The 21,147-nt window shown below is 72.1% G+C and carries 20 protein-coding genes, 1 tRNA gene and 2 pseudogenes; 10 read left to right on the forward strand and 13 right to left on the reverse strand.

Annotated features, from left to right (window positions below; translation table 11 throughout):
- Positions 1-18: 18 nt before the first annotated feature.
- Entirely contained in the window at positions 19-489 is a 471-nt protein-coding gene (locus ABZX30_RS15630) for a universal stress protein (protein WP_355933696.1), read from the reverse strand.
- Positions 490-562: 73 nt separating this feature from the next.
- Positions 563-1,546, reverse strand: coding sequence for a lysylphosphatidylglycerol synthase transmembrane domain-containing protein (locus tag ABZX30_RS15635; protein ID WP_355933698.1), 984 nt, complete (start codon positions 1,544-1,546; stop codon positions 563-565).
- Between the two features lie 259 nt (positions 1,547-1,805).
- Here ABZX30_RS15635 and ABZX30_RS15640 point away from each other — a divergent pair, with 259 nt between their 5' ends.
- A complete protein-coding gene (locus ABZX30_RS15640) occupies positions 1,806-2,102 on the forward strand; it encodes a hypothetical protein (protein WP_355933701.1) in 297 nt (98 codons plus the stop codon).
- 110 nt (positions 2,103-2,212) lie between these two features.
- Here ABZX30_RS15640 and ABZX30_RS15645 read toward each other — a convergent pair.
- The 3 genes from ABZX30_RS15645 to ABZX30_RS15655 form a co-directional block, all read right to left on the reverse strand.
- Positions 2,213-2,286: transfer RNA gene (locus tag ABZX30_RS15645), tRNA-Pro, on the reverse strand.
- Positions 2,287-2,390: 104 nt separating this feature from the next.
- On the reverse strand, positions 2,391-2,903 hold the full coding sequence (locus ABZX30_RS15650; protein WP_355933703.1) for a hypothetical protein: 513 nt from the start codon (positions 2,901-2,903) through the stop codon (positions 2,391-2,393).
- Positions 2,904-3,115: 212 nt separating this feature from the next.
- Entirely contained in the window at positions 3,116-4,126 is a 1,011-nt protein-coding gene (locus tag ABZX30_RS15655) for a LacI family DNA-binding transcriptional regulator (protein ID WP_355933705.1), read from the reverse strand.
- A gap of 111 nt (positions 4,127-4,237) precedes the next feature.
- On the opposite strand from ABZX30_RS15655, the gene ABZX30_RS15660 reads away from it, so the two are divergent.
- Complete coding sequence (locus ABZX30_RS15660) at positions 4,238-5,398, forward strand: Gfo/Idh/MocA family oxidoreductase (protein ID WP_355933707.1); 1,161 nt, start codon at positions 4,238-4,240, stop codon at positions 5,396-5,398.
- Here the strand turns inward: ABZX30_RS15660 and ABZX30_RS15665 are convergent.
- Both ABZX30_RS15665 and ABZX30_RS15670 read right to left on the reverse strand, forming a co-directional pair.
- The gene (locus tag ABZX30_RS15665) at positions 5,362-6,012 is read right to left on the reverse strand and encodes a poly-gamma-glutamate hydrolase family protein (RefSeq protein ID WP_355933710.1); all 651 of its coding nucleotides are present in this window, start codon (positions 6,010-6,012) and stop codon (positions 5,362-5,364) included. The genes ABZX30_RS15660 and ABZX30_RS15665 overlap by 37 nt on opposite strands.
- 10 nt (positions 6,013-6,022) lie before the next feature.
- Positions 6,023-7,060, reverse strand: coding sequence for a LacI family DNA-binding transcriptional regulator (locus tag ABZX30_RS15670; protein WP_355933713.1), 1,038 nt, complete (start codon positions 7,058-7,060; stop codon positions 6,023-6,025).
- A 222-nt stretch (positions 7,061-7,282) separates the two neighbouring features.
- Here ABZX30_RS15670 and ABZX30_RS15675 point away from each other — a divergent pair.
- Both ABZX30_RS15675 and ABZX30_RS15680 read left to right on the forward strand, forming a co-directional pair.
- Positions 7,283-7,730: pseudogene (locus ABZX30_RS15675) on the forward strand (phytanoyl-CoA dioxygenase); the annotation flags it as partial.
- 147 nt (positions 7,731-7,877) lie between these two features.
- Complete coding sequence (locus tag ABZX30_RS15680; protein ID WP_355933714.1) at positions 7,878-8,882, forward strand: Gfo/Idh/MocA family oxidoreductase; 1,005 nt, start codon at positions 7,878-7,880, stop codon at positions 8,880-8,882.
- 7 nt (positions 8,883-8,889) lie between these two features.
- Here the strand turns inward: ABZX30_RS15680 and ABZX30_RS15685 are convergent, their stop codons facing one another.
- The 5 genes and pseudogenes from ABZX30_RS15685 to ABZX30_RS15705 all read right to left on the reverse strand — a co-directional run bounded on the left by ABZX30_RS15685 (position 8,890) and on the right by ABZX30_RS15705 (position 12,508).
- Positions 8,890-9,078, reverse strand: a complete 189-nt coding sequence (locus ABZX30_RS15685; RefSeq protein WP_355933715.1) for a hypothetical protein — start codon at positions 9,076-9,078, stop codon at positions 8,890-8,892.
- A gap of 97 nt (positions 9,079-9,175) precedes the next feature.
- Positions 9,176-9,489, reverse strand: a pseudogene (locus ABZX30_RS15690) (2-keto-myo-inositol dehydratase); the annotation flags it as partial.
- 4 nt (positions 9,490-9,493) lie between these two features.
- Positions 9,494-10,405, reverse strand: a complete 912-nt coding sequence (locus ABZX30_RS15695) for an ATP-binding cassette domain-containing protein (protein ID WP_355933717.1) — start codon at positions 10,403-10,405, stop codon at positions 9,494-9,496.
- A gap of 4 nt (positions 10,406-10,409) precedes the next feature.
- Positions 10,410-11,486 (reverse strand): ABC transporter permease, encoded by a 1,077-nt coding sequence (locus ABZX30_RS15700; protein WP_355933720.1) that lies wholly within the window; start codon positions 11,484-11,486, stop codon positions 10,410-10,412.
- Entirely contained in the window at positions 11,486-12,508 is a 1,023-nt protein-coding gene (locus ABZX30_RS15705) for a sugar ABC transporter substrate-binding protein (RefSeq protein ID WP_355933723.1), read from the reverse strand. Before ABZX30_RS15705 ends, ABZX30_RS15700 begins: the two co-directional genes overlap by 1 nt.
- Positions 12,509-12,722: 214 nt before the next feature.
- Here ABZX30_RS15705 and ABZX30_RS15710 point away from each other — a divergent pair, with 214 nt between their 5' ends.
- The 6 genes from ABZX30_RS15710 to ABZX30_RS15735 all read left to right on the forward strand — a co-directional run bounded on the left by ABZX30_RS15710 (position 12,723) and on the right by ABZX30_RS15735 (position 20,280).
- Positions 12,723-13,508 (forward strand): GntR family transcriptional regulator, encoded by a 786-nt coding sequence (locus ABZX30_RS15710; RefSeq protein WP_355933725.1) that lies wholly within the window; start codon positions 12,723-12,725, stop codon positions 13,506-13,508.
- 209 nt (positions 13,509-13,717) lie between these two features.
- Positions 13,718-15,031 carry an extracellular solute-binding protein gene (locus ABZX30_RS15715; protein ID WP_355933728.1) on the forward strand — a complete coding sequence of 438 codons (1,314 nt, stop codon included), beginning with the start codon at positions 13,718-13,720 and terminating at the stop codon, positions 15,029-15,031.
- The gene (locus tag ABZX30_RS15720; protein WP_355933731.1) at positions 15,028-16,008 is read left to right on the forward strand and encodes a sugar ABC transporter permease; all 981 of its coding nucleotides are present in this window, start codon (positions 15,028-15,030) and stop codon (positions 16,006-16,008) included. The genes ABZX30_RS15715 and ABZX30_RS15720 overlap by 4 nt, the downstream gene beginning before the upstream one ends.
- Positions 16,005-16,895, forward strand: coding sequence for a carbohydrate ABC transporter permease (locus ABZX30_RS15725; protein ID WP_355933734.1), 891 nt, complete (start codon positions 16,005-16,007; stop codon positions 16,893-16,895). Before ABZX30_RS15720 ends, ABZX30_RS15725 begins: the two co-directional genes overlap by 4 nt.
- A gap of 56 nt (positions 16,896-16,951) precedes the next feature.
- The gene (locus ABZX30_RS15730) at positions 16,952-18,265 is read left to right on the forward strand and encodes a glycoside hydrolase family 36 protein (RefSeq protein ID WP_355933820.1); all 1,314 of its coding nucleotides are present in this window, start codon (positions 16,952-16,954) and stop codon (positions 18,263-18,265) included.
- Complete coding sequence (locus ABZX30_RS15735) at positions 18,262-20,280, forward strand: beta-galactosidase (RefSeq protein ID WP_355933736.1); 2,019 nt, start codon at positions 18,262-18,264, stop codon at positions 20,278-20,280. Before ABZX30_RS15730 ends, ABZX30_RS15735 begins: the two co-directional genes overlap by 4 nt.
- Here ABZX30_RS15735 and ABZX30_RS15740 read toward each other — a convergent pair.
- Positions 20,277-21,104: a DUF427 domain-containing protein gene (locus ABZX30_RS15740; RefSeq protein ID WP_355933738.1), complete on the reverse strand. Its 828-nt coding sequence runs from the start codon at positions 21,102-21,104 to the stop codon at positions 20,277-20,279. The two genes, ABZX30_RS15735 and ABZX30_RS15740, sit on opposite strands and share 4 nt — an antisense overlap.
- Positions 21,105-21,147 lie beyond the last annotated feature (43 nt).

Genomic DNA, 21,147 nt, shown 5'->3' on the forward strand with positions numbered 1-21,147 from the left:
CGCGGCCACGCGGGGCGGTCAGGCCGGCCGGTCCGCGGTGCCCCGGCTCCGGGAGGCCGTGCCGGGCGGTACGACGAGCACCGGGCAGGGTGCGTGGCGCACGCAGTGCTGGGCCGTCGAGCCGAGCAGCGTCCCTGCGAACGCACCGTGCCCGCGGGTGCCGACGACCAGCAGGTCCGCCTCGCGTGCCGCGGTGAGGAGGACCTCGGCGGGACGGCCTTCCTCGACCCGGGGGTCGACGGGCAGCCGTGGCGTCGGGCCGAGCACCCGGCCGATCGTGGCGTCGAGCGTTTCGCGGGCCCTGTCCTGGTAGCCGACACCCGAGTAGTCGGGGGCGTACCCGTACGTCACCGGCAGCCGCCACGCGGTGACCACCCGCAGCCCGGCTCCGGTCAGTCCGGCCTGCCGGGCCGCCCAGCGCAGTGCCTCCTCGCTCGCCGCGGACCCGTCGACGCCGACGACGATCACCTGCCGGCCAGAGGCCACCATCGCGTACCTCCCGGTGTCTGGACCGAAGCTCCCGCGCACGGTCCCTTCCATGGTCCCGGAGCAGCTGGGGTGATCACCTTTCCGGCGGTCCGGACGGCGGGCCCGGCACACCGGGCCGAAGGGTGAGGGCGAGCCAGCTCGCCCAGCCGATGGGCTGCAGGGCCCAGTAGCTGACGGCCCGGTACAGGAGCGTCGCGGCGATCGCCGGGCCGGGCCTCAGACCGTACAGCACGAGCAGTGCGGACAGGCTCGTCTCCACGATGCCGAGGCTGCCGGGGGTCAGGCGCAGGCTGCCGGGGATCTGGGTGAGGACGTAGACCAGCAGCAGGCTGTGCCAGGGCACGGCGATGCCGAGCGCCCACAGGCAGGCGGCCAGGCAGGCGACGTCCAAGACCCAGTTCAGCAGCGCGAACACGAACGGCCGCAGCCAGGGCCGCAGGCCGGGCTGCAGGCCTCGGGCCTGCTCGACCAGCCGGGTGAGCGCCTCCTCACCCCGCTGGACGCGGCGGGAGCGCGTCGCGGCGCCGGTCCACGCCCGTCGCACCGCGGCACGGAAGCCCGGGAAGCGGGACGCTCCGACGACCGCCAGGGCGACCGTCAGGACCAGCAGCGCGCCGGCCACCGGAAGCAGCACGGTCCGCAGTCCCGCCGGTCCCGCGGCGGCCACCGCGGCCGTGAGCAGGACGGTCAGGCCGAGTATCGACAGCGCACCGGCCACCACCAGCACCGCGGCCGCGAGCACCTGCCGCACGCCCCGTCGGCGCAGCTGCCGGAAGACCCAGGCGGCGGAGAACGCCGCCCCGCCGGGCAACGCGCCCGCCACGGCGTTGGCGGCCACCACCAGCGCCGTGGTGCGCCGCAGGCTCCAGCGGGTCCCGCCCGCCGCCAGCAGCCAGCGGTACGCCGCGGCGAAGCACACGATCGACAGCGCCTGGCACACCACGGCGACCGCCACCGGCAGCGGGCGCACTCCCGTGATCAGGTGGTAGGCCTGCGCCAGTTCACGCCGGCGCAGGACGGCGACGAGGACCACGGCGGCCGCGAGGAGAACGGCCACCGCCCACCACACCGGGCCCGGTCGCGCGGGTCGTCCCTGCTCCCACTCCGCACCGCGCACCGCCTCGGACTCCCGCCTCGCGCTCCGCCTCGCTCCCGCTCGACGGTCCGGTCTCCGTCTCCACGGCGGGCAGGCCCCGCCACCCCGTGCGCCGGGGCCGGTCGGCCCCGGCCGGCGGGACGGACGGCACGCGCCCCGCCGCGGGCCGGACGGTCACCATGAAGGTCAGAGCATTTCACGAAGAAAGGCCGAAAACGCCATGGTCCACACATCATGGACGACGACGGGCGTGTTCACGGGGCAGGGGGGCGCCCGAACCGACGAGGCCGGGATCGTCACCGGGGACCTGACCGTGCACACGACCTGGAACGGCAGGCAGGCCGAGGTGAAGGTCCAGTACACCGGCACCTCCGGGTGGTTCACCCTGACCGGCAGTCCGGTGCCGTGCCCCTCCCGGCAGGACAGCCGGAACCTGCACCAGACGGTGGTGGAAGCCGTGCGGGCCGGCGGCGGCACGACCGTTCCCCAGCACGACCGGCTGTGGGCGCGCCCTTGAGCACCGCCCACCGCCTGCTCGCCCCTGCCCGGTCCAGCGCCGGCCGCCCGGACACGCGGGAGGCCGCGCCGGATCACTCCGGCACGGCCTCTTCGCTGCGTCCTCGCACGTCGGGACGACAGGATTTGAACCTGCGACCCCTTGACCCCCAGTCAAGTGCGCTACCAAGCTGCGCCACGTCCCGGTGCGGTGCCACGCGGGTGTCCCGCGTGATCGCGCAGGTCAACCCTACCGCACCGGTACGGGTGCTGCTGCCGGGCTCCCGGCCGGCCGGGAGCCGCGCCACGGCTACTTGATGACCGCGTTGGCCACCACCACGATCACCCCGATCAGCGCGTCCCCCACTCCGGTGGCCGACGCGACGGCCCAGCCGCGTCCCGCGGACCGCGCCGAGGCCATACCGAGAGTGAACAGCAGTGCGATGTTGAAGGAGAACCCCGCGTACTCGACGCTCCTCGTCGGCCACCAGCCCCAGCCCGCTCCCGCGAGGATCAGCACGCTGGGCAGCATGGCCGCGACCAGCGGCCACTCGGCGGCCAGCGCCCGCAGGACCTGCCCGCGCCGGCGGGGGCCGCGGTCGGCGATGTAGTGGGCGTAGCCGTGCGCCAGGGCGGAGGCCAGAGCGGTCACCAGCAGCCAGGCGGCGTCGTAGCGCCGGTCGGCCCGGGAGTAGCGCCCGTACTCGGTGAGCGCCGCCAGCATGGCGCTGGCCACCACGGCGCCGTAGACACCGCCGAAGAGCAGCATGGACCGGCGGTCGTGCGCGGGCCGCCAGGGGACGGCCTCCGTGCTGTCCGTCATGGGGCTGCTCTCTTCACGCTCTTCGTGGGCTGACAGGTGCGGCGCTCTCCACGATCACGCGGCCCGGCGCACCCCGCCACTTCGTCGCGTCCGCGGCGAAGCCTCGTGCGACCTGCGGGGATCGCGCACACTGGGTCCACGGCCGGGCGCCGTCCGCCCCGGCGACCGGACCACCTGGACGGTCGACGGGACACTGCGGAAGGTGTACGCGGTCAACCCGTGACAGGCGGGGGCGCCGCCGTCGTCCCCCGGACCCGCAGCGCCGGAGCGGCCAGGTGGACGCCGCCCTCTCCCCCGTGCCCGTCCAGCCGGTCCAGGAGACAGCGGGCGGCACGGCGGCCGACCTCGTGCGGGGCGGTGTCGACGCTGGTCAGCCAGACGTGGCGCAGCCGGGCGATGCTGGTGTCGTCGTACCCGGTCACGGAGACGTCCCCGGGGACCCGCAGTCCCAGCTCCGCGGCGGCCGACAGCGCGCCGACGGAGGCGATGTCGTTGACCGCGAGGAGCGCGGTGGGCCGCTCCGGGCGGCTGAGCGCGCGCACCGCGGCGCGGTAGCCGCCCTCCTCGGTCAGGTCGCCCGGCTCCACCGCCGCCCGGTCGGCCAGCCCGTGCTCCCGCATCGTCGCCTCGAAACCGCGGCGGCGCAGTCCGGCGACCGCGCCGAGGCCGGCGAGGTGCGCGATGCGGCGGTGGCCGAGCCCGATGAGGTGCTCGGTGACCAGCCGGGCGCCGTGCTCGTCGTCCCCGGCCACGATGTCGACCCCGGGCAGCACCGGCTCGCGGGCGCCCGCGACGACGACGGGCAGCCGTGCGGCGACCGGGGTGAGGACGGCCGGGTCGGGCAGGGTGCCGACGACGACCAGGCCGTCGACGCCGAGGTCCTGGAACGGGCCGGTCAGGTCGTGGCCGCCGCGCCGGTTCAGCCGGGCGTCGGCGAGCAGCATGTGCAGGCCGGCCGCGTGCAGCAGCGGGTTGAGGCCGTCCAGGAGGTCGACGAACCACGGGTTGCGCAGGTCGTCGAGGAGGACGCCGACGGTCCGGGTGCGCTGTTCGCTGAGGCTGCGGGCGGCGGCGTTCGGCCGGTAGCCGAGTTCCCGTACGGCCCGCAGCACGGCCTGCCGCTTCTCGGGGCGCACCGGGCCGGAGCCGCGCAGCACCAGCGAGACCAGGGACTTGGAGACCCCGGCCCGTTCGGCCACGTCGCGGATGGTCGGCGCACTCATGACGTGGACCGTTCCACGAGCCGGTGACGCCTGTCAAAGGGTTGACACCTGCACCGATGCCGCCGAGGGTGGGCCGGACAGGGACGTGGACCGGTCCAAAGAAGGGCTGTCATGGTGGATTCGCTCGGTGTCGCCGTCGTCGGGTTCGGCTGGATGGGCCGGGTGCACACCCAGGCGTACGCCCGCCTCCCGCACCACTATCCGCGGCTGGGGCTCAGGCCGGAGCTGGTCGCGGTCGCCGAGGAGGTCCCGGGCCGGGCCGAGGAGGCCGCCGGGCGGTTCGGTTTCGCCTCGGCCACCCGCGACTGGCGGGAGGTGGCCGCCGACCCGCGTGTCAAGGCGGTCAGCATCACCGCGCCGAACTTCCTGCACCGGCAGATCGGCGTCGCGATGGCCGAGGCCGGCAAGCACATCTGGATCGAGAAGCCGGTGGGCCTGAGCGCCGACGACGCCCGCGCGGTCGCCGGCGCGGCCGCGCGGGCCGGCGTGCACAGCGCGGTCGGCTTCAACTACCGCAACGCACCCGCCGTCGAGACGGCCCGCGACCTGATCGCCTCCGGCGGGCTCGGCACCGTCACCCACGCCCGCATCCGCCTGCTGAGCGACTACGCCGCCCACCCGGAAGGCGCGCTGACCTGGCGCTACGAACGCGAGCGCGGCGGCCACGGCGTGCTCGGCGACCTCGCCTCGCACGGCGTGGACCTCGCCCGGTTCCTGCTCGGCGACATCGTCTCCCTGACCGCCGACACCGCTGTGTTCATCCCCGAACGGGCCCGTCCCACCGGCGCCACCGCCGGACACACCCGGGCGGCCGGCGGCGACCTCGGCCCGGTCGAGAACGAGGACTACGTCAACTGCCTGCTGCGCTTCGCCTCCGGCGCCCGCGGCGTCCTGGAGGCCTGCCGGGTCTCGGTCGGCGAGCAGAACAACTACGGATTCGAGGTGCACGGCAGCGAGGGAGCGGTGTTCTGGGACTTCCGCCGCATGGGCGAACTCGGGGTCAGCCTCGGCACGCGGTACCAGGACCAGCCCGTCAGCACCCGCCACGCGGGTCCCGGCGACGGCGAGTTCGAGGCGTTCCAGCCCGGCGCGGCCAACGCCATGGGCTACGACGACCTGAAGGTCGTCGAGGCGTACCGGTTCCTGCGCTCCATCGCCGAGGACAAGCCGTACGGCGCCACCCTGGACGACGCGGTGCGCAGTGCGCAGGCGCTGGACGCCATGGTGCGGTCGGCTCAGAGCGGCTCCTGGGTGGAGGTGGCCGGGCCCTGACCGTCCGGGCTCGCGGCGAGGCGCCCGACACCGGCGACCAGCGCCTCGACCACCGGTGACGGGGGCTCGTCGGGGACGCCGTCCCGTCTCCCCGGGCCGCTGGTGCGGGCCAGGAGCGGAAGTTCCACCTGGACTCCCCCTCGGCGGGTGAGGTTGACCGGGTTCCTGGGGTGCAGCCCGCGCAGGGCGGCCGGTATCTCCGCAAGGCCGGTGACGACCCGGAACCCGGGGGCGAGGGCGTTCAGTTGCCGGGCGAGGACGAGCGCGGCGCCCCGGTTGCCGCCGCCCAGGAAGACGGTGCGGGGCGCCCCGGGGCGCATGTGGCCGTGCAGCGAGACCGTGAGGGAGACCCGGGACAGGAACGCGTTCAGGAGCGCGCAGTGGTCCACCGCCATCCGCGGGGACGGGATGTGCACGGGCCGCCGGGTCTCCGGCTGGGTGAAGACCAGGCTGGTGGCGCCGCAGCGGCGGGCCACGACGCGCGCGAGTTCGGCCGTGCCGCCCTCGTTGCTGCCGTGCAGGGCCAGCAGCCCTGTGCCGCCGCCCCGCACGAGGGTGGCGACCAAGGGGACGCCCTCGATCCGGAGGTGTTCGGTCTGCTCGGCGCGCGTCACTTCGTCCCCCTCAGCTGTGGCCGACCGTCGGCAGCGGCATGTTGTAGGGCGTGACGACCTGGATCGCCGACGGCAGGGCCGGCCCCGCCGGGGGCAGGGCGCCGTGTGCGCGCATCACCAGGCGGCAGGCCTCCCGCAGGTCGTGGCGCAGATCGTGGTGGAGCACGGCCGACAGGCGGTGCTCGCGCAGCAGACGGGTGTTGTCCTGGTCGAGGTCGTGCGCCACGAACACGGCGCACGGGCGGCCGAGGTCCGCGAAGGCCCGCAGCGTGGCGATGTTGCCGCCGCCGATCGAGTACACCGCCCGGATCTCCGGGTCCCGCTCAAGGGCGGCCCGCACCAGGTCGTACTGGGTGGCGTCCAGCCCCTGCCCCTCGGCGATCTCCACCAGCGCGCGCTCGGGGTGGCGGGCCCGCATGGCGCTGCGGAAGCCCATCTCCCGCTCCTCCTCGTTGCGGAAGAACCCGCTGCTGAGGCTGGTGAGGACGTTGCCGGGCCGGTCGCCGAGCCACTGGCCCATCAGGTAGGCGGCGGTGGCCCCGGCCGCCCGGTTGTCGATGCCGACGTAGCCGAGCCGGCCGCCTGCGGGCAGGTCGGTGACGAGGGTGACGACGGGGATCCCGGCCGCGGCCAGCCGTCCGACGGCGGCGGTGACCTCGGGGACGTCGGGGGCCTTGAGGATCACGCCCTGTGAGCCGCGCCGGGCGATCCGGTCCAGCGTGCCGGCCAGCTCCCGTGCCGGACCGGTCTCCCGGAAGTGGAACCGGGAGCGGAGCACCGCCGGGTGCAGCGCCGGCAGTTCGGCCTCGAGCGCGGTGCGCACGGCCGAGCTGAACCGCTCGGGCGCCTGCATCACGATGTCGACCATGAAGGTCCGGCCGACCAGCCGGACCTGGGTGCGCTGGCGGTCCAGGTCCGCGATGGCCCGGTGCACCTCCTGGGCGGTGCTCTGCCGCACGCCTCCCCTCCCGTTCAGCACGCGGTCCACCGTGGCCTCGCTGAGACCGGCCTGACGTGCGATCTCACGGATCGGGAAGGGATGGCCCATGAGGGGACTCCTCGGCTTCCTGAGGGGTTTTTGATGGCCTCGTGCCGGTTGTTCGAGGGGTTTGTACTGACAAGAATGACAGAGCCGCGTCACTCCTCGGGCCGCGTGACCCCGCCCGGGCCGCGTGACCCCGCCCGGGCCGTGCGGTCCGCCGGGCCGCGTCACCCTGGGCCGCGTCGCTCCCGGAGCCGACCCGCTCCCGAGACCGAAAGAAGGACGCCGATGTCCCCCGCCTCCGCAACAGGCCGCGTCCGGCTGTCCGAGCAGGACTGCGACCTCGACGCCTTCCGCGCGCTCGTGGAGCGGACCACCGGCCCGGACGACTGGCCGCACGCCGCGAGGGTGGAGCGGAACGTCCGTCTACGACAGCGGGCGGCTGCTGGCCGCCGGCGAGGGCCACGCCGTGCGGACCGAGCTGGTCCGCGCGCTCGCCGACGGCCCCGGCATCGTGGTGTTCGAGGACGCCTTCCCGGATCCGGCGGTCGTCGGCCGGGCCACGGCCGTGTTCGACGAACTGATCGCCGGGCAGCGGGCCTCGGGCACGGGCGCCGGGGACCACTTCGCCCGGCCGGGCGCCAACGACCGGGTGGGGAACGCGCTGGAGAAGACGGCGCTGCACAGCCCCGGGGTGTTCGCCGACTACTACGCCAACGAGGTCCTGGCCCTGATCGACTGGGACCAGAACGTACTGGGCGGACTCGACTGAGTCCGGTCAGGCCACGCCCGTCCGGCGCTCGGGGACGAGCCGGCGGGCGACCGGGGTCCGGACACGGCCCCGGCGACGCACCGCAACCACGCACAAGGAGCCGCACAGCACATGCGTATCGGAATCCTCGGCCTCGGCCGCATCGGCGCCTTCCACGCCGAGACTCTTGCCGGGCTCGACGCCGTCGAGTCCCTCGTCGTCGCCGACCCGTTCGGGGACGCCGCCAAGGCCGCCGCCGAGCGGTTCGGGGCCGAGGTCGCGGACTCGCCGGAGGCGGTCCTGGCGGCCGGGGTGGACGGCCTCGTGGTGGCCGCGGCCACCGACGCCCACCCCGCCCTGATCCTGGCCGGCGTCGAGGCCGGCGTCCCCGTCTTCTGCGAGAAGCCCGTGGCCCGCACCATGCGGGAGGGCGTCGAGGTGCTGCGGGCCGTCGAGGGCAGCGACGTACCGGTCCAGATCGGCTACAACCGGCGCTTCGACGCCGGCTTCGTGGCCGCGCGGGCCGCCGTCCGGGCCGGCGAGCTGGGCAAGCTGCACACGGTCCGCTCGACGACGCTGGACCCGGCCCCGCCCCCGGCCGCATACGTCGCCGCCTCCGGCGGCATCTTCCGCGACTGTTCCGTGCACGACTTCGACATCATCCGCTGGGTCACCGGCCGCGAGGTGACCGAGGTGTACGCGGTCGGCGGGAACCGGGGCGCCGACTACATCAAGGAGGCGGGCGACGCCGACACCACCGGGGCGGTCCTCACCCTCGACGACGGCACGATCGCGGTGGTCTCCAACAGCCGCCACAACGCCCGGGGTTACGACGTCCGGATGGAGCTGCACGGCTTCACGGACTCCATCGCCGTCGGCCTGGACGACAAGCTCCCGCTGCGCTCCGTCGAGCCCGGCGTGACCTTCCCCGCCGGTACCCCGCACGACTTCTTCATGGACCGCTTCACCGACGCCTACCGGGCCGAACTCACCGCGTTCACCGAGGTCGTCGCCGGCACCCGCCCCTCGCCGTGCACGATCGCGGACGCGCTGGAGGCCGGCTGGATCGCGGAGGCCTGCACCCTGTCGCTGCACGAGCACCGGCCGGTGACCGTCGCGGAGGTCCGCGGCGCCTGAGCGGCTCTCACAGGCAGTAACGCACCAGCCACTCGTGCGGATCGTAGGCGTCGCGCGCCGGGTCCCGCCGGGTGGCCGGTCGTTCCTCCACCGTGTCCTCGAGCCTCACCGGCTCCGGCAGCGTCCCGAACCGGGACCGGCGCGCGGCGGCCTCGGCGCTGTCCTGGGTGGTCTCGTCCCTCGACTCGGCGTCCATCGGATCCTCCCCGTCACGGTGTCCACGTCCCGTCACCCTCTTGAACGTCCGTGCCGCGCCGCCGGTTCCGGCCCGCCCCGGCGGGGTTCCTGCGGCCTCAGGCCCCGCAGGAGCGCAGGAACCGGCGGGTGCGCACCGCGATGGGCAGCGGTTCGTCCGGCTCGCAGGGGTACATGTCCTGCTCGACGATGGCGAACAGTTCCACGCCGAGCCGCTGAGCCGCGGCCGGTACGGGTTCCGGCTCGGGCACCCCGGTGGGCGGTTCGCACATCACCCCGCGCTGGACGGCCGGGCCGAAGGGCACCCCGTTCTCGACGACGTCGCCAGGATATGCGGGCCGACCTGCTTGAGGTGGAGGTAGCCGATCCGTTCGCCGTAGGTCTCGATCAGCTTGACGCCGTCGCCGCCGCATGGTTCAGGAGGTCCCTTCCGCGGAGGCCGTCCCGGGTGCGGTGACGTCCTCGTTCCCGGGGAGCTCTTCGATGTCGACGCCGCCGACCTGGGCGAGTTCGTGCTTGAGGGCGGCGAGTTCGGCACCGCCGGCCATGTGGTGGGTGAGGTCCTCCAGGGTGACCTCGCTGCGGTCGGCGGACAGCTCGAGGGTGCCCAGGCGCAGGACGCTGAAGTGGTCGCCGACCATGTAGGCGTGGTGCGGGTTGTGGGTGATGAAGATGACACCGAGGCCGCGGTCGCGGGCGGCGGCGATGTACTTGAGGACCACGCCGGACTGCTTGACGCCGAGGGCGGCGGTGGGTTCGTCGAGGATGAGGACGCGGGCACCGAAGTAGACGGCGCGGGCGATGGCGACGCACTGGCGCTGGCCGCCGGAGAGGGTGCCGATGGGCTGTTCGAGGTCGTCGAGGACGATGCCCATCTCGCGCAGCTCGTGGTCGGCGGTGCTCTTCATGCGGGCGATGTCGAGGCGGCGCAGGGGCCAGGGGCCCCTGGTCATCTCCGAGCCGAGGAAGAAGTTGCGCCAGACCGGCATCAGGGGGACGACGGCGAGGTCCTGGTAGACGGTGGCGATGCCCTGGTCGAGGGCCTCGCGGGGGGTGGAGAAGCGCACCGGGGTGCCGTCGACGAGGAAGTCGCCCTCGGTGTGCTGGTGCAGACCGGAGACGATCTTGATCAGGGTGGACTTGCCCGCGCCGTTGTCGCCGAGCACACAGGTCACCTCGCCGGGACGTACCTCGAGGTCCACCCCGTGCAGGGCGCGGATGTTGCCGTAGGACTTGCCCACGCCGCGCAGCTCGACGATCGCCTCGCCGGCGGGGGCCGGCGCGTCCTCGAGGACGGCGCCACGGGCTCCGGTTCCGTTGGTGGTCATCGGGTCACCTCCTGGTCGCGGTGCGCTGGACCCACAGGTTGATCAGTACGGCGCCGAGCAGCATCACGCCGAGGAAGGCCTTGAACCAGTCGGGGTTCCAGCCCGCGTAGACGATGCCCTGGTTCACCATGCCGAACATGAAGGCACCGAAGACCGGGCCGATCGCGGAGCCGTAGCCGCCCGTCAGCAGACAGCCGCCGATGACGGCCGCGGCGATGTAGATCAGTTCCTGGCCGACGCCCTCGCCGGACTGCACGGTGTTGAAGGAGAACAGCTGGTGCATACCGACGAACCAGGCACCGAAGCCCACGGCCATGAACAGCGTGATCTTGGTGAAGTCCACCGGCACACCGACGGCGCGGGCGCTGTCCTTGTTGCCGCCGACCGCGAAGATCCAGTTGCCGTACCTGGTGCGCAGCAGCACCCAGGTGGCGACGGCCGCGAAGACCAGCCACCACACCACGGTGATCTTCACCTGCACCCCGCCGACGTCGAACGAGGAGGCGAAGATCTTCTTCGCCTGGCCGAAGCCGTCCATGTCGCTGATGTCGTCGGTCGCCACATTGGTCGTGATCAGCTTGGTGACCGCGAGGTTGACGCCCTGCAGGATCAGGAAGGTGCCCAGGGTGACCAGGAAGCTCGGCAGTCCGGTGCGGACCACCATCCAGCCGTTGAAGGCGCCGATGGCGAGCGAGACGGCCAGTGCGACGACCACGCCGACCCACACGTTCATGGTCAGCTGGTAGCTGAGCATGCTCGCCGTCAGCGCCGAGCTGATCACGGCGACACCGGACGACAGGTCGAACTCGCCGCCGATCATCAGCAGCGCCACCGGCAGCGCCATGATCCCGATGGTCGACGACTGGTAGAGGACCGTGGCCATCGAGCTGCCCTGCCGGACCGTCGGGGCGGCGATCAGGAAGAAGACCAGGACGGCCAGGGCACCGAGGAAGACGCCCACTTCCGGCCGGGCGAGCAGCCGCAACGCCGGCGGGCGGCGCACCGTGCGGCCGTCGGCCGCGCCGGGGCCGGGGGCCGGCGGTGCGTCCACCGCCGGCTCGGCCTGCTTCGCCGTGCTCATCACCGGGTGCCCTTCGCGGCGAACCCGGCGACGGCGTCGACGTTGGACGTGTCGACGAAGGCCGGCCCGGTCAGCACCGGCTGCTCACCGCCGCCGCTGTAGTTGCCGTTGTTCTTGTAGAGCCACAGCGAGTCGACCGCCAGGTAGCCCTGGAGATAGGGCTGCTGGTCCACGGCGAACTGGATGGTGCCCTTCTTGACAGCGGCGGTCAGCTCCTTGTTCAGGTCGAAGGTGGCGACCTTGGCCTTGCTGCCCGCCTCGTCCGCCGACTGCACCGCGGTCAGCGCGTAGGGGGCGCCGAGGGCGACCACGTAGTCGATGGCCGGGTCCTGCTTGAGCTTGGCGGTGATCGTCGACTTCACCGACGGCATGTCGGTGCCGTTGACGTACAGCGTCTCGGTCTTGCCGGAGAAGGTCTTCTTCACTCCGTCGCAGCGCTGGGTCAGGCCGACGTTGCCCTGCTCCTGGATCACACAGACGGTCCTCTTGGCACCGACCTCGTTCAGCCGCTTGCCGAGCGCCTCGCCGGCCACGGACTCGTCCTGCCCGAAGAATTCCATCAGGCCCAGCTTCTTCCAGTCGCTGAGCCCCGAGTTGAGGCCGACCACGGGTATCTTCGCGGCGGTCGCCTTGCTGATGACGTCCTTCATGGCGTCGGGCTTGGCGAGGGTGACGGCGATGCCGTCGACCTTCTGGTCGACGGCGTTCTGCACCAGGCTGGCCTGGTTGCCCGCGTTCGGGTCGTGGGAGTAGACGAGCTTGATGTTGTCCTTGGCGGCGGCGGCCTCGGCTCCCTTGCGGACGATGTCCCAGAAGGTGTCACCGGGTGCCTGGTGGGTGACGAGGGCGACCGTCATACGGGCAGTGGTGGCCTTGCCCGCGGCGGCGGCCGACGCGGCGCCCTCCTCGGCCTTCTTCCCTCCCGAACTGCTGGAGCAGCCGGCGAGGGCCAGTGCCGCCGCGGCGGCCGCGGCCATGACGGGGGCCAGTCCGCGGGAACGGGAGCGAGAAGAGCGGTCCATCTGTCCTGCACCTCACTGTGCGACGGGGGTAAGGAACACTGTTGCGCTGGGACCGGATCCAAGTCCCTGGCGCGCCCACTGTCAATTGCTTTGTCAAGACATCACTTCACAAACAGGTCCGAATGTAAGTACAAATGATGGACAGTATCCCCGCCTCCCGCCTACATCTGGGAGACATGAGCCACCCGCACCCCCCGCTCCGAGGAGTGTCCCCATGCCGAGGCCCGCTGCCCGCACCCGCCCCGTGACCGTATCCGCGCTCGGCTCCGTCGACTTCGCCCTGGACCGGACCAGTCCCGTCCCGCTGTACCACCAGCTCGCCCGGCAACTGGAGACGGCCATCGAACAGGGGCCACTGGCTCCCGGCGATCTGCTGGGCAACGAGATCGACCTGTCCGTACGCCTCGGCCTGTCCCGGCCGACGGTGCGGCAGGCGATCCAGTCCCTGGTCGACAAGGGGCTGCTGGTGCGCCGCCGGGGCGTCGGCACCCAGGTCGTGCACAGCCAGGTCAAGCGACCCCTGGAGCTCAGCAGCCTCTACGACGACCTGGAGGCGGCCGGGCAGGGCCCCACGACGCGGGTGCTGCGCAACGAGCGGGTCCCGGCGGCCGCCGACGTGGCCGCCGCGCTCGGCCTGCCGGAGGGCGGCGAGGTCACGGTGCTGGAGCGGCTGCGCTTCACTCACGGCAGCCCGGTCGCGGTCCTGTCCCACCACCTGCCCGCCGACCTGCTCGAACTCGACGACGCCCGGCTGGAGTCCACCGGCCTGTACCGGACGCTGCGCTCGGCCGGCGTCACGCTGCACAGCGCCCGGCAGACCGTCGGCGCCCGCCCGGCCACGGCCGGGGAGGCCGCCCGCCTCGACGAGAGGGAGGGCGCCGCCCTGCTCACGATGGAGCGCACGGCCTACGACGACGCGGGACGCCCGGTCGAGTACGGGACCCACGTCTACCGGGCGTCCCGGTACGCCTTCGACTTCCAGCTGCTGGTCAGACCGTGACGGCCGCTCCGTGAACGAAGTCGCTGGTGACTGTGTCGATTACGTTTCGGGCAAGAGACGCACCAGACACCGGGAAGGTATTGACTCATGAGCGGACATGCGGCTGTTATTACGCCCACGATGTTCGGTCGAGTTGGTTTCTGATCGGTTTCGAGGACCTTTCGGAGCCCGGCTCTCCCTTGTCCGAACCCTGCACTTCAGGAGCCGCCATGCGCCTCTCGCCCTCCAGCCTGTCCGTCCCGGGGCCCAGCCGCCGTTCCCTGCTCCGCGGAGCGGGCGGAGCCGCCCTGCTCGCCGGTGCCGGCATACCCCTGCTGTCCGCCTGCGGCGGCAGCGGCTCGTCCTCCGACCCGAAGACCGTCACCGTCGGCTCCAACGCCTCGGACGCGGTGCCGAAGAAGGCGTTCGCGGAGATCTACGCGGCCTTCAAGAAGCAGTCGGGCATCGCGGTCGACGTCAACACCAAGGACCACAACACCTTCCAGGAGCAGATCAACTCCTACCTCCAGGGCACGCCGGACGACGTGTTCAACTGGTTCGCCGGCTACCGCATGCAGTTCTTCGCGAAGAAGGGGCTCGCCTCCCCCATCGACGACGTGTGGGCCAAGATCGGGGACAACTTCCCCGAGGCGATGAAGAAGCTCAGCAAGGGCGAGGACGGCAAGTACTACTTCGTGCCGCTGTACACGTACCCGTGGGCGGTCTTCTACCGCAAGAGCGTCTTCAAGCAGTACGGCTACGAGGTTCCGACCACCTGGGACCAGCTGGTCGCCCTGTGCAAGCAGATGAAGAAGGACAAGCTGGTCCCGATCGCCTTCGGTGACAAGGACGCCTGGCCCGCGATGGGCACCTTCGACCAGATCAACTTCCGGCTCAACGGCTACGACTTCCACGTCGAGCTCATGGGCGGCAAGGCATCCTGGACGGACGCCAAGGTCAAGGCCACCTTCGACCACTGGGCCGAGCTCCTGCCCTACCACCAGGACGGCTTCATGGGCCGCACCTGGCAGGACGCCGCCCAGACCCTGGCGTCGAAGAAGGCCGGCATGTACCTGCTGGGCTCGTTCGTGTCGCAGCAGTTCACCGACAAGGCCGACCTCGACGACCTCGACTTCTTCGCCTTCCCGGAGATCAACTCCGCGTACGGCCAGGACACCGTCGAGGCGCCCACCGACGGCTTCATGGTCAGCAAGTCCCCGAAGAACCACGCGGGTGTCGTGAAGCTGCTGGAGTTCCTGGGCTCGCCGAAGGCCGAGGAGATGTACCTCAAGGCCGACACCAGCCCGGTGGCCGCCTCCACCAAGGCCGACACCTCCGCGTACTCGCCGCTGCAGAAGAAGTCGTACGAAATGATCAGCGGCGCCAAGAGCCTCACCCAGTTCATGGACCGCGACTCCCGTCCGGACTTCGCCTCCACGGTGATGCAGCCCGCGCTGCAGAAGTTCCTCCAGAACCCCAAGGGCGTCGACAGCCTGCTGTCCTCGATCGAGCGCCAGAAGAAGACGATCTTCGCCTCCGCATGACCACCGACACCACCTCGAAGAGCCCGGAGGCGGCCGCCGTGCCGCCTCCGGGCCCCGCGCCTGAGAAGAAGCGGGTCCCGCAGGGCCACCAGCGCCTGCTGACCCGCCGTGACCGCGTCACGCTCGCCTTCATGGCGGGCGTGCCCACCGTCCTGCACGTGGCCCTGGTCTGGCTCACCGCCCTCGCCTCGATCGCCCTCGCCTTCACCACCTGGGACGGCATCGGCTTCGACTCGATCAAGTGGGTGGGGCTGGACAACTTCAAACAGCTGTTCTCCGACAACCCGCAGTTCTGGCCGGCCGTCGAACACAACATCATCTGGTTCGTCGCGCTCATCCTGATCCCGACGCCGATGGGCCTGTTCCTGGCCGTCCAGCTGGACAAGAAGATCCGGTTCAGCCGCGTCTACCAGACCGCGTTCTTCCTGCCGGTCGTGGTCTCGCTGGCCGTCACCGGCTTCGTCTGGCAGCTCGTGTACAACCCGGACACCGGCCTGATCAACAGCCTCATCGGGGCCAACGAGCCCGGTCACTACATCGACTGGATCGGCGACCCGGACCTGAACCTGTGGGCCGTCCTGATCGCCGCCTCCTGGCGGCACACCGGCTACATGATGATCCTGTACCTGGCCGGTCTGAAGGGCGTCGACCCGTCCCTGCGCGAGGCCTCCTCGCTGGACGGCGCCAACGAGTGGCAGACGTTCAAGAACGTCATCTTCCCCACCCTGCGGCCCACCAACACCGTCGTCCTGGTCGTCACCATCATCGAGGCGCTGCGCGCCTTCGACCTGGTGTTCGTGTTCAACAAGGGCGCCCAGGGCACCGAACTGCTGTCGATCCTGATCACCAACAACATCATCGGCGAGTCCAGCCGGATCGGTTACGGGTCGGCGATCGCCGTCGTCCTGCTGGTCATCTCCCTCGCGGTCATCATCCCGTACCTGATCGCGACCTTCCGGAAGGAGCGGCGCGCATGAGCACCCCCACCGCCGCGCTCGGCCGGCAGCGCACCCCGGTCCGTCCGGCCCGCGTCCTGCTGCACGTGTTCCTCGTCGTCACCGCGCTGGCCTGGCTCGCCCCGCTGCTGTGGGCGGTCCTCGCGGCGCTGCGCCCGTACGCGGAGACCAGCAAGAAGGGCTACGTCTCCTGGCCGGACAAGCTGACGTTCGACAACTTCACGAACGCGTTCGAGCAGTCCGACATGATGCGCTACTTCGGCAACACGCTGCTCATCGCGGTCCCGGCCGTGCTGCTGACGCTGCTGCTGTCGTCGATGGTCGCGTTCTACGTCAGCCGCTTCGACTTCCGGCTGAACATCGCCCTGCTGCTGGTGTTCACCGCCGGCAACCTGCTGCCGCAGCAGGTCATCATCACCCCGCTGTACCGCGTGTACCTGCTCGTCGACCTGCCCGGCATCACGATGAGCGGCAAGCTGTACGACTCCGCGCTCGGCCTGGTCCTCATCCACGTGGCGTTCCAGTCCGGCTTCTGCGCGTTCGTGCTGAGCAACTACATGCGCATGCTGCCGCACGAACTCACCGAGGCCGCGCTCGTCGACGGCGCGTCGGTGTGGCGGATGTACTGGCAGATCGTGCTGCCGCTGTGCAAGCCCGCGATGGCCGCCCTGGGGACGCTGTTGTCCATCTGGATCTACAACGACTTCTTCTGGGCCATCGTGCTGATCTCGACCGGCGAGAACATGCCGATCACCTCGGCGCTGAACAACCTCTCCGGGCAGTACTTCACCGACCCCAACCTGGTCGCCGCCGGCGCCCTGCTCACCGCGATCCCGACGCTGATCGTGTACTTCGCGCTGCAGCGGCAGTTCGTGAGCGGTCTGACGCTGGGCGCGAACAAGGGCTGAGGCCCCTTCTGCGCGCCGAGGCCGCCGAGGCCCTTCCTTACGTGAAAGAGATCCCCGTGCACCACCCCTTCACCCCCGTCGCCTCGGTCCTCGTGGACCCGCGCCGTGCGCGCGTCCACGAGGAGGGCTGGCAGTCCTGGAGTCCCAGCGGCGCCTACGCCCTCGGCCAGGCGCCGTACCGCCCGACCGACGACAACTGGGCGACCGTCTGCTACCGGCCGGGCGTCACCGTCCCCGCCGGGACCTTCCAGGGCGAGGGCCTGCTCGCCCTGGACCCCGGCGACGGCTCCCCGGCACGGCTGTGGGCGGCGGCCGACCCCACCCGTGAGGTGCCGTCCGTCCGGCTCACCGTGACCGGCGACCGTGCCGAGGTGACGGCCGACGGCCCGGTGAAGGAGTGGACCGGCACGGACATCCGGTCGGTGCTGGGCGACTGGGCCTGCTCCCTCGCGCTGCCCGCCCCGCGCCCGGCTCCGACGGTGTGGTGCTCCTGGTACGAGTACTTCACCCAGGTCACCGAGGACGACATCCACGAGAACCTGCGCGCGATGGACACCCTCGACCTGCCGATCGACGTCGTGCAGATCGACGACGGCTACCAGCGCGCGCTGGGCGACTGGCTCACCCTCTCCGGGCGCTTCCGCTCCCGGGCGGGCATCGCGGACGCCATACGGGCGCGCGGGCGCCGGGCGGGCATCTGGACGGCGCCGTTCCTGGTGGACCCGGCGAGCGACCTGGCCGCGCGGCACCCCGGCTGGCTGGTGCGCGACGTCGCGGGCGGCTTCGCGCACGCCGGCCGCAACTGGGGCCACGACCTGTGCGTCCTGGACACCACCCACCCTGAGGCCGCGGCGTACCTGACCGAGGTCTTCCGGACCCTGCGCGCCGAGGGCTACGACTACTTCAAGGCCGACTTCCTGTACGCGGGCGCGCTGGAGGGCGTACGGCACGCGGACACGGACGCGCTGTCCGCCTACCGGGCGGGTGTCGCCCTCATCCGCGAGGCCATCGGCGCCGACGCCTACCTGCTGGGCTGCGGCGCCCCCCTGCTGCCCTCCATCGGCCTGTTCGACGCGATGCGGGTCAGCCCCGACACCGCCCCGCACCGCCGCCCCGAGGCCGGCGACTACAGCCAGCCGGGGCAGGACCCGGCCGAGTTCACCGGGGCCGCCCGGCAGTGGCAGCACGGCCGGCTCTGGATCAACGACCCCGACTGCCTGATGGCCCGCCCGGCCGTGGAGACCCGCGAGCGCTGGGCCGCCCACGTCGAGGCCACCGGTGGCCTGATGGCCTCCAGCGACCGCCTGCTCTCTCTCGACCGGTGGGGCGTGGACACCACGCGCCGCCTCCTTTCCGGAGCCGCCCGATGAACCGCACCCTGTCCGTCCCCGGCATCGCCTACGGCGGCGACTACAACCCCGAGCAGTGGCCCGAGGAGGTGTGGGCCGAGGACGTGCGCCTGATGCGCGAGGCCGGGGTGAACATGGTCAGCGTCGGCATCTTCTCCTGGGCGCTGATGGAGCCCGCCGAGGGCGTGTACGACTTCTCGCGCATGGACCGGATCCTCGACCTGCTGCACGACAACGGCATCGCCGCCGACCTCGCCACGCCGACGGCGGCACCGCCCGCCTGGTTCTTCCGCGCCCACCCGGAGGCCCTGCCGGTGGACCGGGACGGCCGTACCCTGTCCTACGGCAGCCGCCAGACCTTCTGCCCGTCCAGCCCCGCCTACCGCAGGGCCGCCCTGCGCATCGCGGACCGGCTGGCACGGCGCTACGCCGACCACCCGGCGGTCGCGATGTGGCACGTGCACAACGAGTACGGCTGCCACAACGCGGCCTGCTACTGCGACACCAGCGCCCAGGCGTTCCGCGGCTGGCTGCGGACGAAGTACGGCACCCTGGACGCCGTCAACGACGCCTGGGGCACCACCTTCTGGAGCCAGTGGTACTACCGCTGGGAGGAGATCCTGCCGCCCCGCGCGACCGGCGCCGTGCCCAACCCCACGCACCAGCTGGACTGGCGCCGCTTCTGCTCCGACGAGCTGCTGTCGCTGTACACGGCGGAGCGGGACGTGCTGCGCGCGGCGGCCCCGGACACCCCCGCCACCACCAACTTCATGGTGAACTTCAGCTTCGAGGCGCTGGACTACTGGCGCTGGGCCCCTGAGCTGGACATCGTCTCCAACGACCACTACCTGCGGTCCACCGACCCCGCGTCGCACATCGACATCGCGCTCAGCGGCGACCTGATGCGCTCGCTCGCGGGCGGCCCCTGGCTGCTGATGGAGCACTCCACCGGCGCCGTGAACTGGCAGCCGGTCAACCGGGCCAAGCACCCGGGCGAGCTGCGCCGCAACGCCCTGGCGCACGTGGCGCGCGGCGCGGACGGCATCGCCTTCTTCCAGTGGCGGGCGGCGAAGGCGGGCGCCGAGCAGTGGCACTCGGCGATGCTGCCGCACGCCGGGACGGACAGCCAGATCTGGCGGGACGTGGTCCGGCTCGGCTCCGATCTGAAGGCGCTGGCCGAGGTGCGCGGCAGCACCGGCACGGCCGAGGTGGCGATCGTCTGGGACTGGGACGCCCAATGGGCCCTGGAGCTGCCCTCCCAGCCGAGCGGCGAGCTGCGCTGTCTGGATCTGGTGCGGAGCTGGTACGAGCCGCTGTGGCGGACCGGGGTGGCCGTGGACTTCGTCCGCCCGGACGCGGACCTCTCCGCGTACCGCCTGGTCCTGGCCCCCAGCCTCTACCTGGTCGACGACGCGGGCGCCGCGAACCTCACCTCGTACGCGGAGCGCGGCGGCACCCTCGCCGTGGGCTTCCACAGCGGCATGGTGGACGAGAACTGCCATGTGCGGCTGGGCGGCTACCCGGGCGCCTTCCGCGAGGCGCTGGGCGTGCGCAGTGACGAGCCGTTCCCGCTGCTGCCCGGCGAGCGGACCGGCCTCGCCGGGGACGTGCCGGACGGGGCCACGGGCACGCTGTGGTCCGAGCGGCTGCGCCTGGCGGGCGCCGAGGCGGTCGCCTCGTACACGGACGGCCCGCTCCAGGGCGTACCGGCCGTCACCCGGCACACCCACGGCGCGGGCACGGCCTGGTACGTGGCCACGCTCCCGGACCCGGACACCCTCGGCGCGCTCCTGGACCGGGTGCGCGCCGAGGCGGGCGTGGAGCCGGTCCTGACGGTGCCCGCGGGCGTCGAGGCGGTCCGGCGGCGCGGCGCGGACGCGGACTACCTGTTCCTGATCGACCACTCCGGGCGGGGCGCGCAGATCCCGGTCCCGGCGGGCGCCACGGAACTCCTCACCGGCAAGGAGACCGGCGGCTCGGTGACCCTGGCCCCGGGCGACATCGCCGTCGTACGGGAGCCGCACGCCACCGCCTAGCCAGGCCTGCTCGCCTCCGGTTCGCTGTGCAGGGCCCAGGTGAAGAGGGTGACGGGGCGTGTGCGGCGTTCGCCGTCCACCGTGATGTCGACGGCCTCGTTGTAGAAGGCGAGGAGCCCCCTGACCGCGGCCACCGCGGGCAGGGGGTCCGGATAGCTCCACAGGACGTTCGAGGGCACGTCCGCGTCGTCCCGCCAGGACCAGTACTCGGCGACGCCCTTGTACGGGCACCTGCTGCTGTGGTCGGTGGGTTCGAACAGGTCCAGGCGGACGTCCTCGCGGGGGAGGTAGAACCGCGTGGGCAGGCCCGTCTCGAACAGCAGTACGGGGCGGTGGGTGTCCGCCGTCACCGTGCCGTCGATCTCGACCACGACATGCCGGCTGCTGGGCAGGGCGTCGACGCGTTTGTGCGGGTCACGGGGGTGGACGAAGATCTCTTCCTCCTCCTCGTACCAGTGGTCGAGTCCCGCGCCCCGGCGCTGGAACCAGGCGAAGGTGATGTGCCCGGCGAGATCACGGCCGGGGTAGGTCCAGGCCGCGTTCCGCAGCGGCTCGCCGCCGGTGTCGAGGTCGTAGAAGACCCGCGACCCGGCGTGCGCGCCGGTCGGCGGGTGTTCCGCCGGGCGGAGGAGGTCCTCGCGGACCTCCTCGCGCGGGAAGGCGTACTGGGGGACGGGCAGCCCCGGCTCCCACACGAGCACGGGGTGCCGGCTGTCCACGACGGTGACCTCGCCCTTCACACCGCGCACCCAGCGGTCGCTGGGCTCCCACAGGAAACCCTCCGGGGTGGTGCGGACGGAATGGGCGGTGGGAAGTGTGGTCATGGCCCGCTCCTCGGTCTCATGAAGGAGCGTACGTCGGCGGCGG

This window comes from Streptomyces sp. NPDC004542, from assembly GCF_040610035.1.
Lineage (GTDB): Bacteria > Actinomycetota > Actinomycetes > Streptomycetales > Streptomycetaceae > Streptomyces.

Coding starts and splice junctions, on each gene's coding strand:
- ABZX30_RS15630 (WP_355933696.1), bottom strand. CDS start 489: ATGGTGGCCTCTGGCCGGCAGGTGATCGTCGTCGGCGTCGACGGGTCC.
- ABZX30_RS15640 (WP_355933701.1), top strand. CDS start 1,806: ATGGTCCACACATCATGGACGACGACGGGCGTGTTCACGGGGCAGGGG.
- ABZX30_RS15650 (WP_355933703.1), bottom strand. CDS start 2,903: ATGACGGACAGCACGGAGGCCGTCCCCTGGCGGCCCGCGCACGACCGC.
- ABZX30_RS15655 (WP_355933705.1), bottom strand. CDS start 4,126: ATGAGTGCGCCGACCATCCGCGACGTGGCCGAACGGGCCGGGGTCTCC.
- ABZX30_RS15660 (WP_355933707.1), top strand. CDS start 4,238: ATGGTGGATTCGCTCGGTGTCGCCGTCGTCGGGTTCGGCTGGATGGGC.
- ABZX30_RS15670 (WP_355933713.1), bottom strand. CDS start 7,060: ATGGGCCATCCCTTCCCGATCCGTGAGATCGCACGTCAGGCCGGTCTC.
- ABZX30_RS15680 (WP_355933714.1), top strand. CDS start 7,878: ATGCGTATCGGAATCCTCGGCCTCGGCCGCATCGGCGCCTTCCACGCC.
- ABZX30_RS15685 (WP_355933715.1), bottom strand. CDS start 9,078: ATGGACGCCGAGTCGAGGGACGAGACCACCCAGGACAGCGCCGAGGCC.
- ABZX30_RS15695 (WP_355933717.1), bottom strand. CDS start 10,405: ATGACCACCAACGGAACCGGAGCCCGTGGCGCCGTCCTCGAGGACGCG.
- ABZX30_RS15700 (WP_355933720.1), bottom strand. CDS start 11,486: ATGAGCACGGCGAAGCAGGCCGAGCCGGCGGTGGACGCACCGCCGGCC.
- ABZX30_RS15705 (WP_355933723.1), bottom strand. CDS start 12,508: ATGGACCGCTCTTCTCGCTCCCGTTCCCGCGGACTGGCCCCCGTCATG.
- ABZX30_RS15710 (WP_355933725.1), top strand. CDS start 12,723: ATGCCGAGGCCCGCTGCCCGCACCCGCCCCGTGACCGTATCCGCGCTC.
- ABZX30_RS15715 (WP_355933728.1), top strand. CDS start 13,718: ATGCGCCTCTCGCCCTCCAGCCTGTCCGTCCCGGGGCCCAGCCGCCGT.
- ABZX30_RS15720 (WP_355933731.1), top strand. CDS start 15,028: ATGACCACCGACACCACCTCGAAGAGCCCGGAGGCGGCCGCCGTGCCG.
- ABZX30_RS15725 (WP_355933734.1), top strand. CDS start 16,005: ATGAGCACCCCCACCGCCGCGCTCGGCCGGCAGCGCACCCCGGTCCGT.
- ABZX30_RS15735 (WP_355933736.1), top strand. CDS start 18,262: ATGAACCGCACCCTGTCCGTCCCCGGCATCGCCTACGGCGGCGACTAC.
- ABZX30_RS15740 (WP_355933738.1), bottom strand. CDS start 21,104: ATGACCACACTTCCCACCGCCCATTCCGTCCGCACCACCCCGGAGGGT.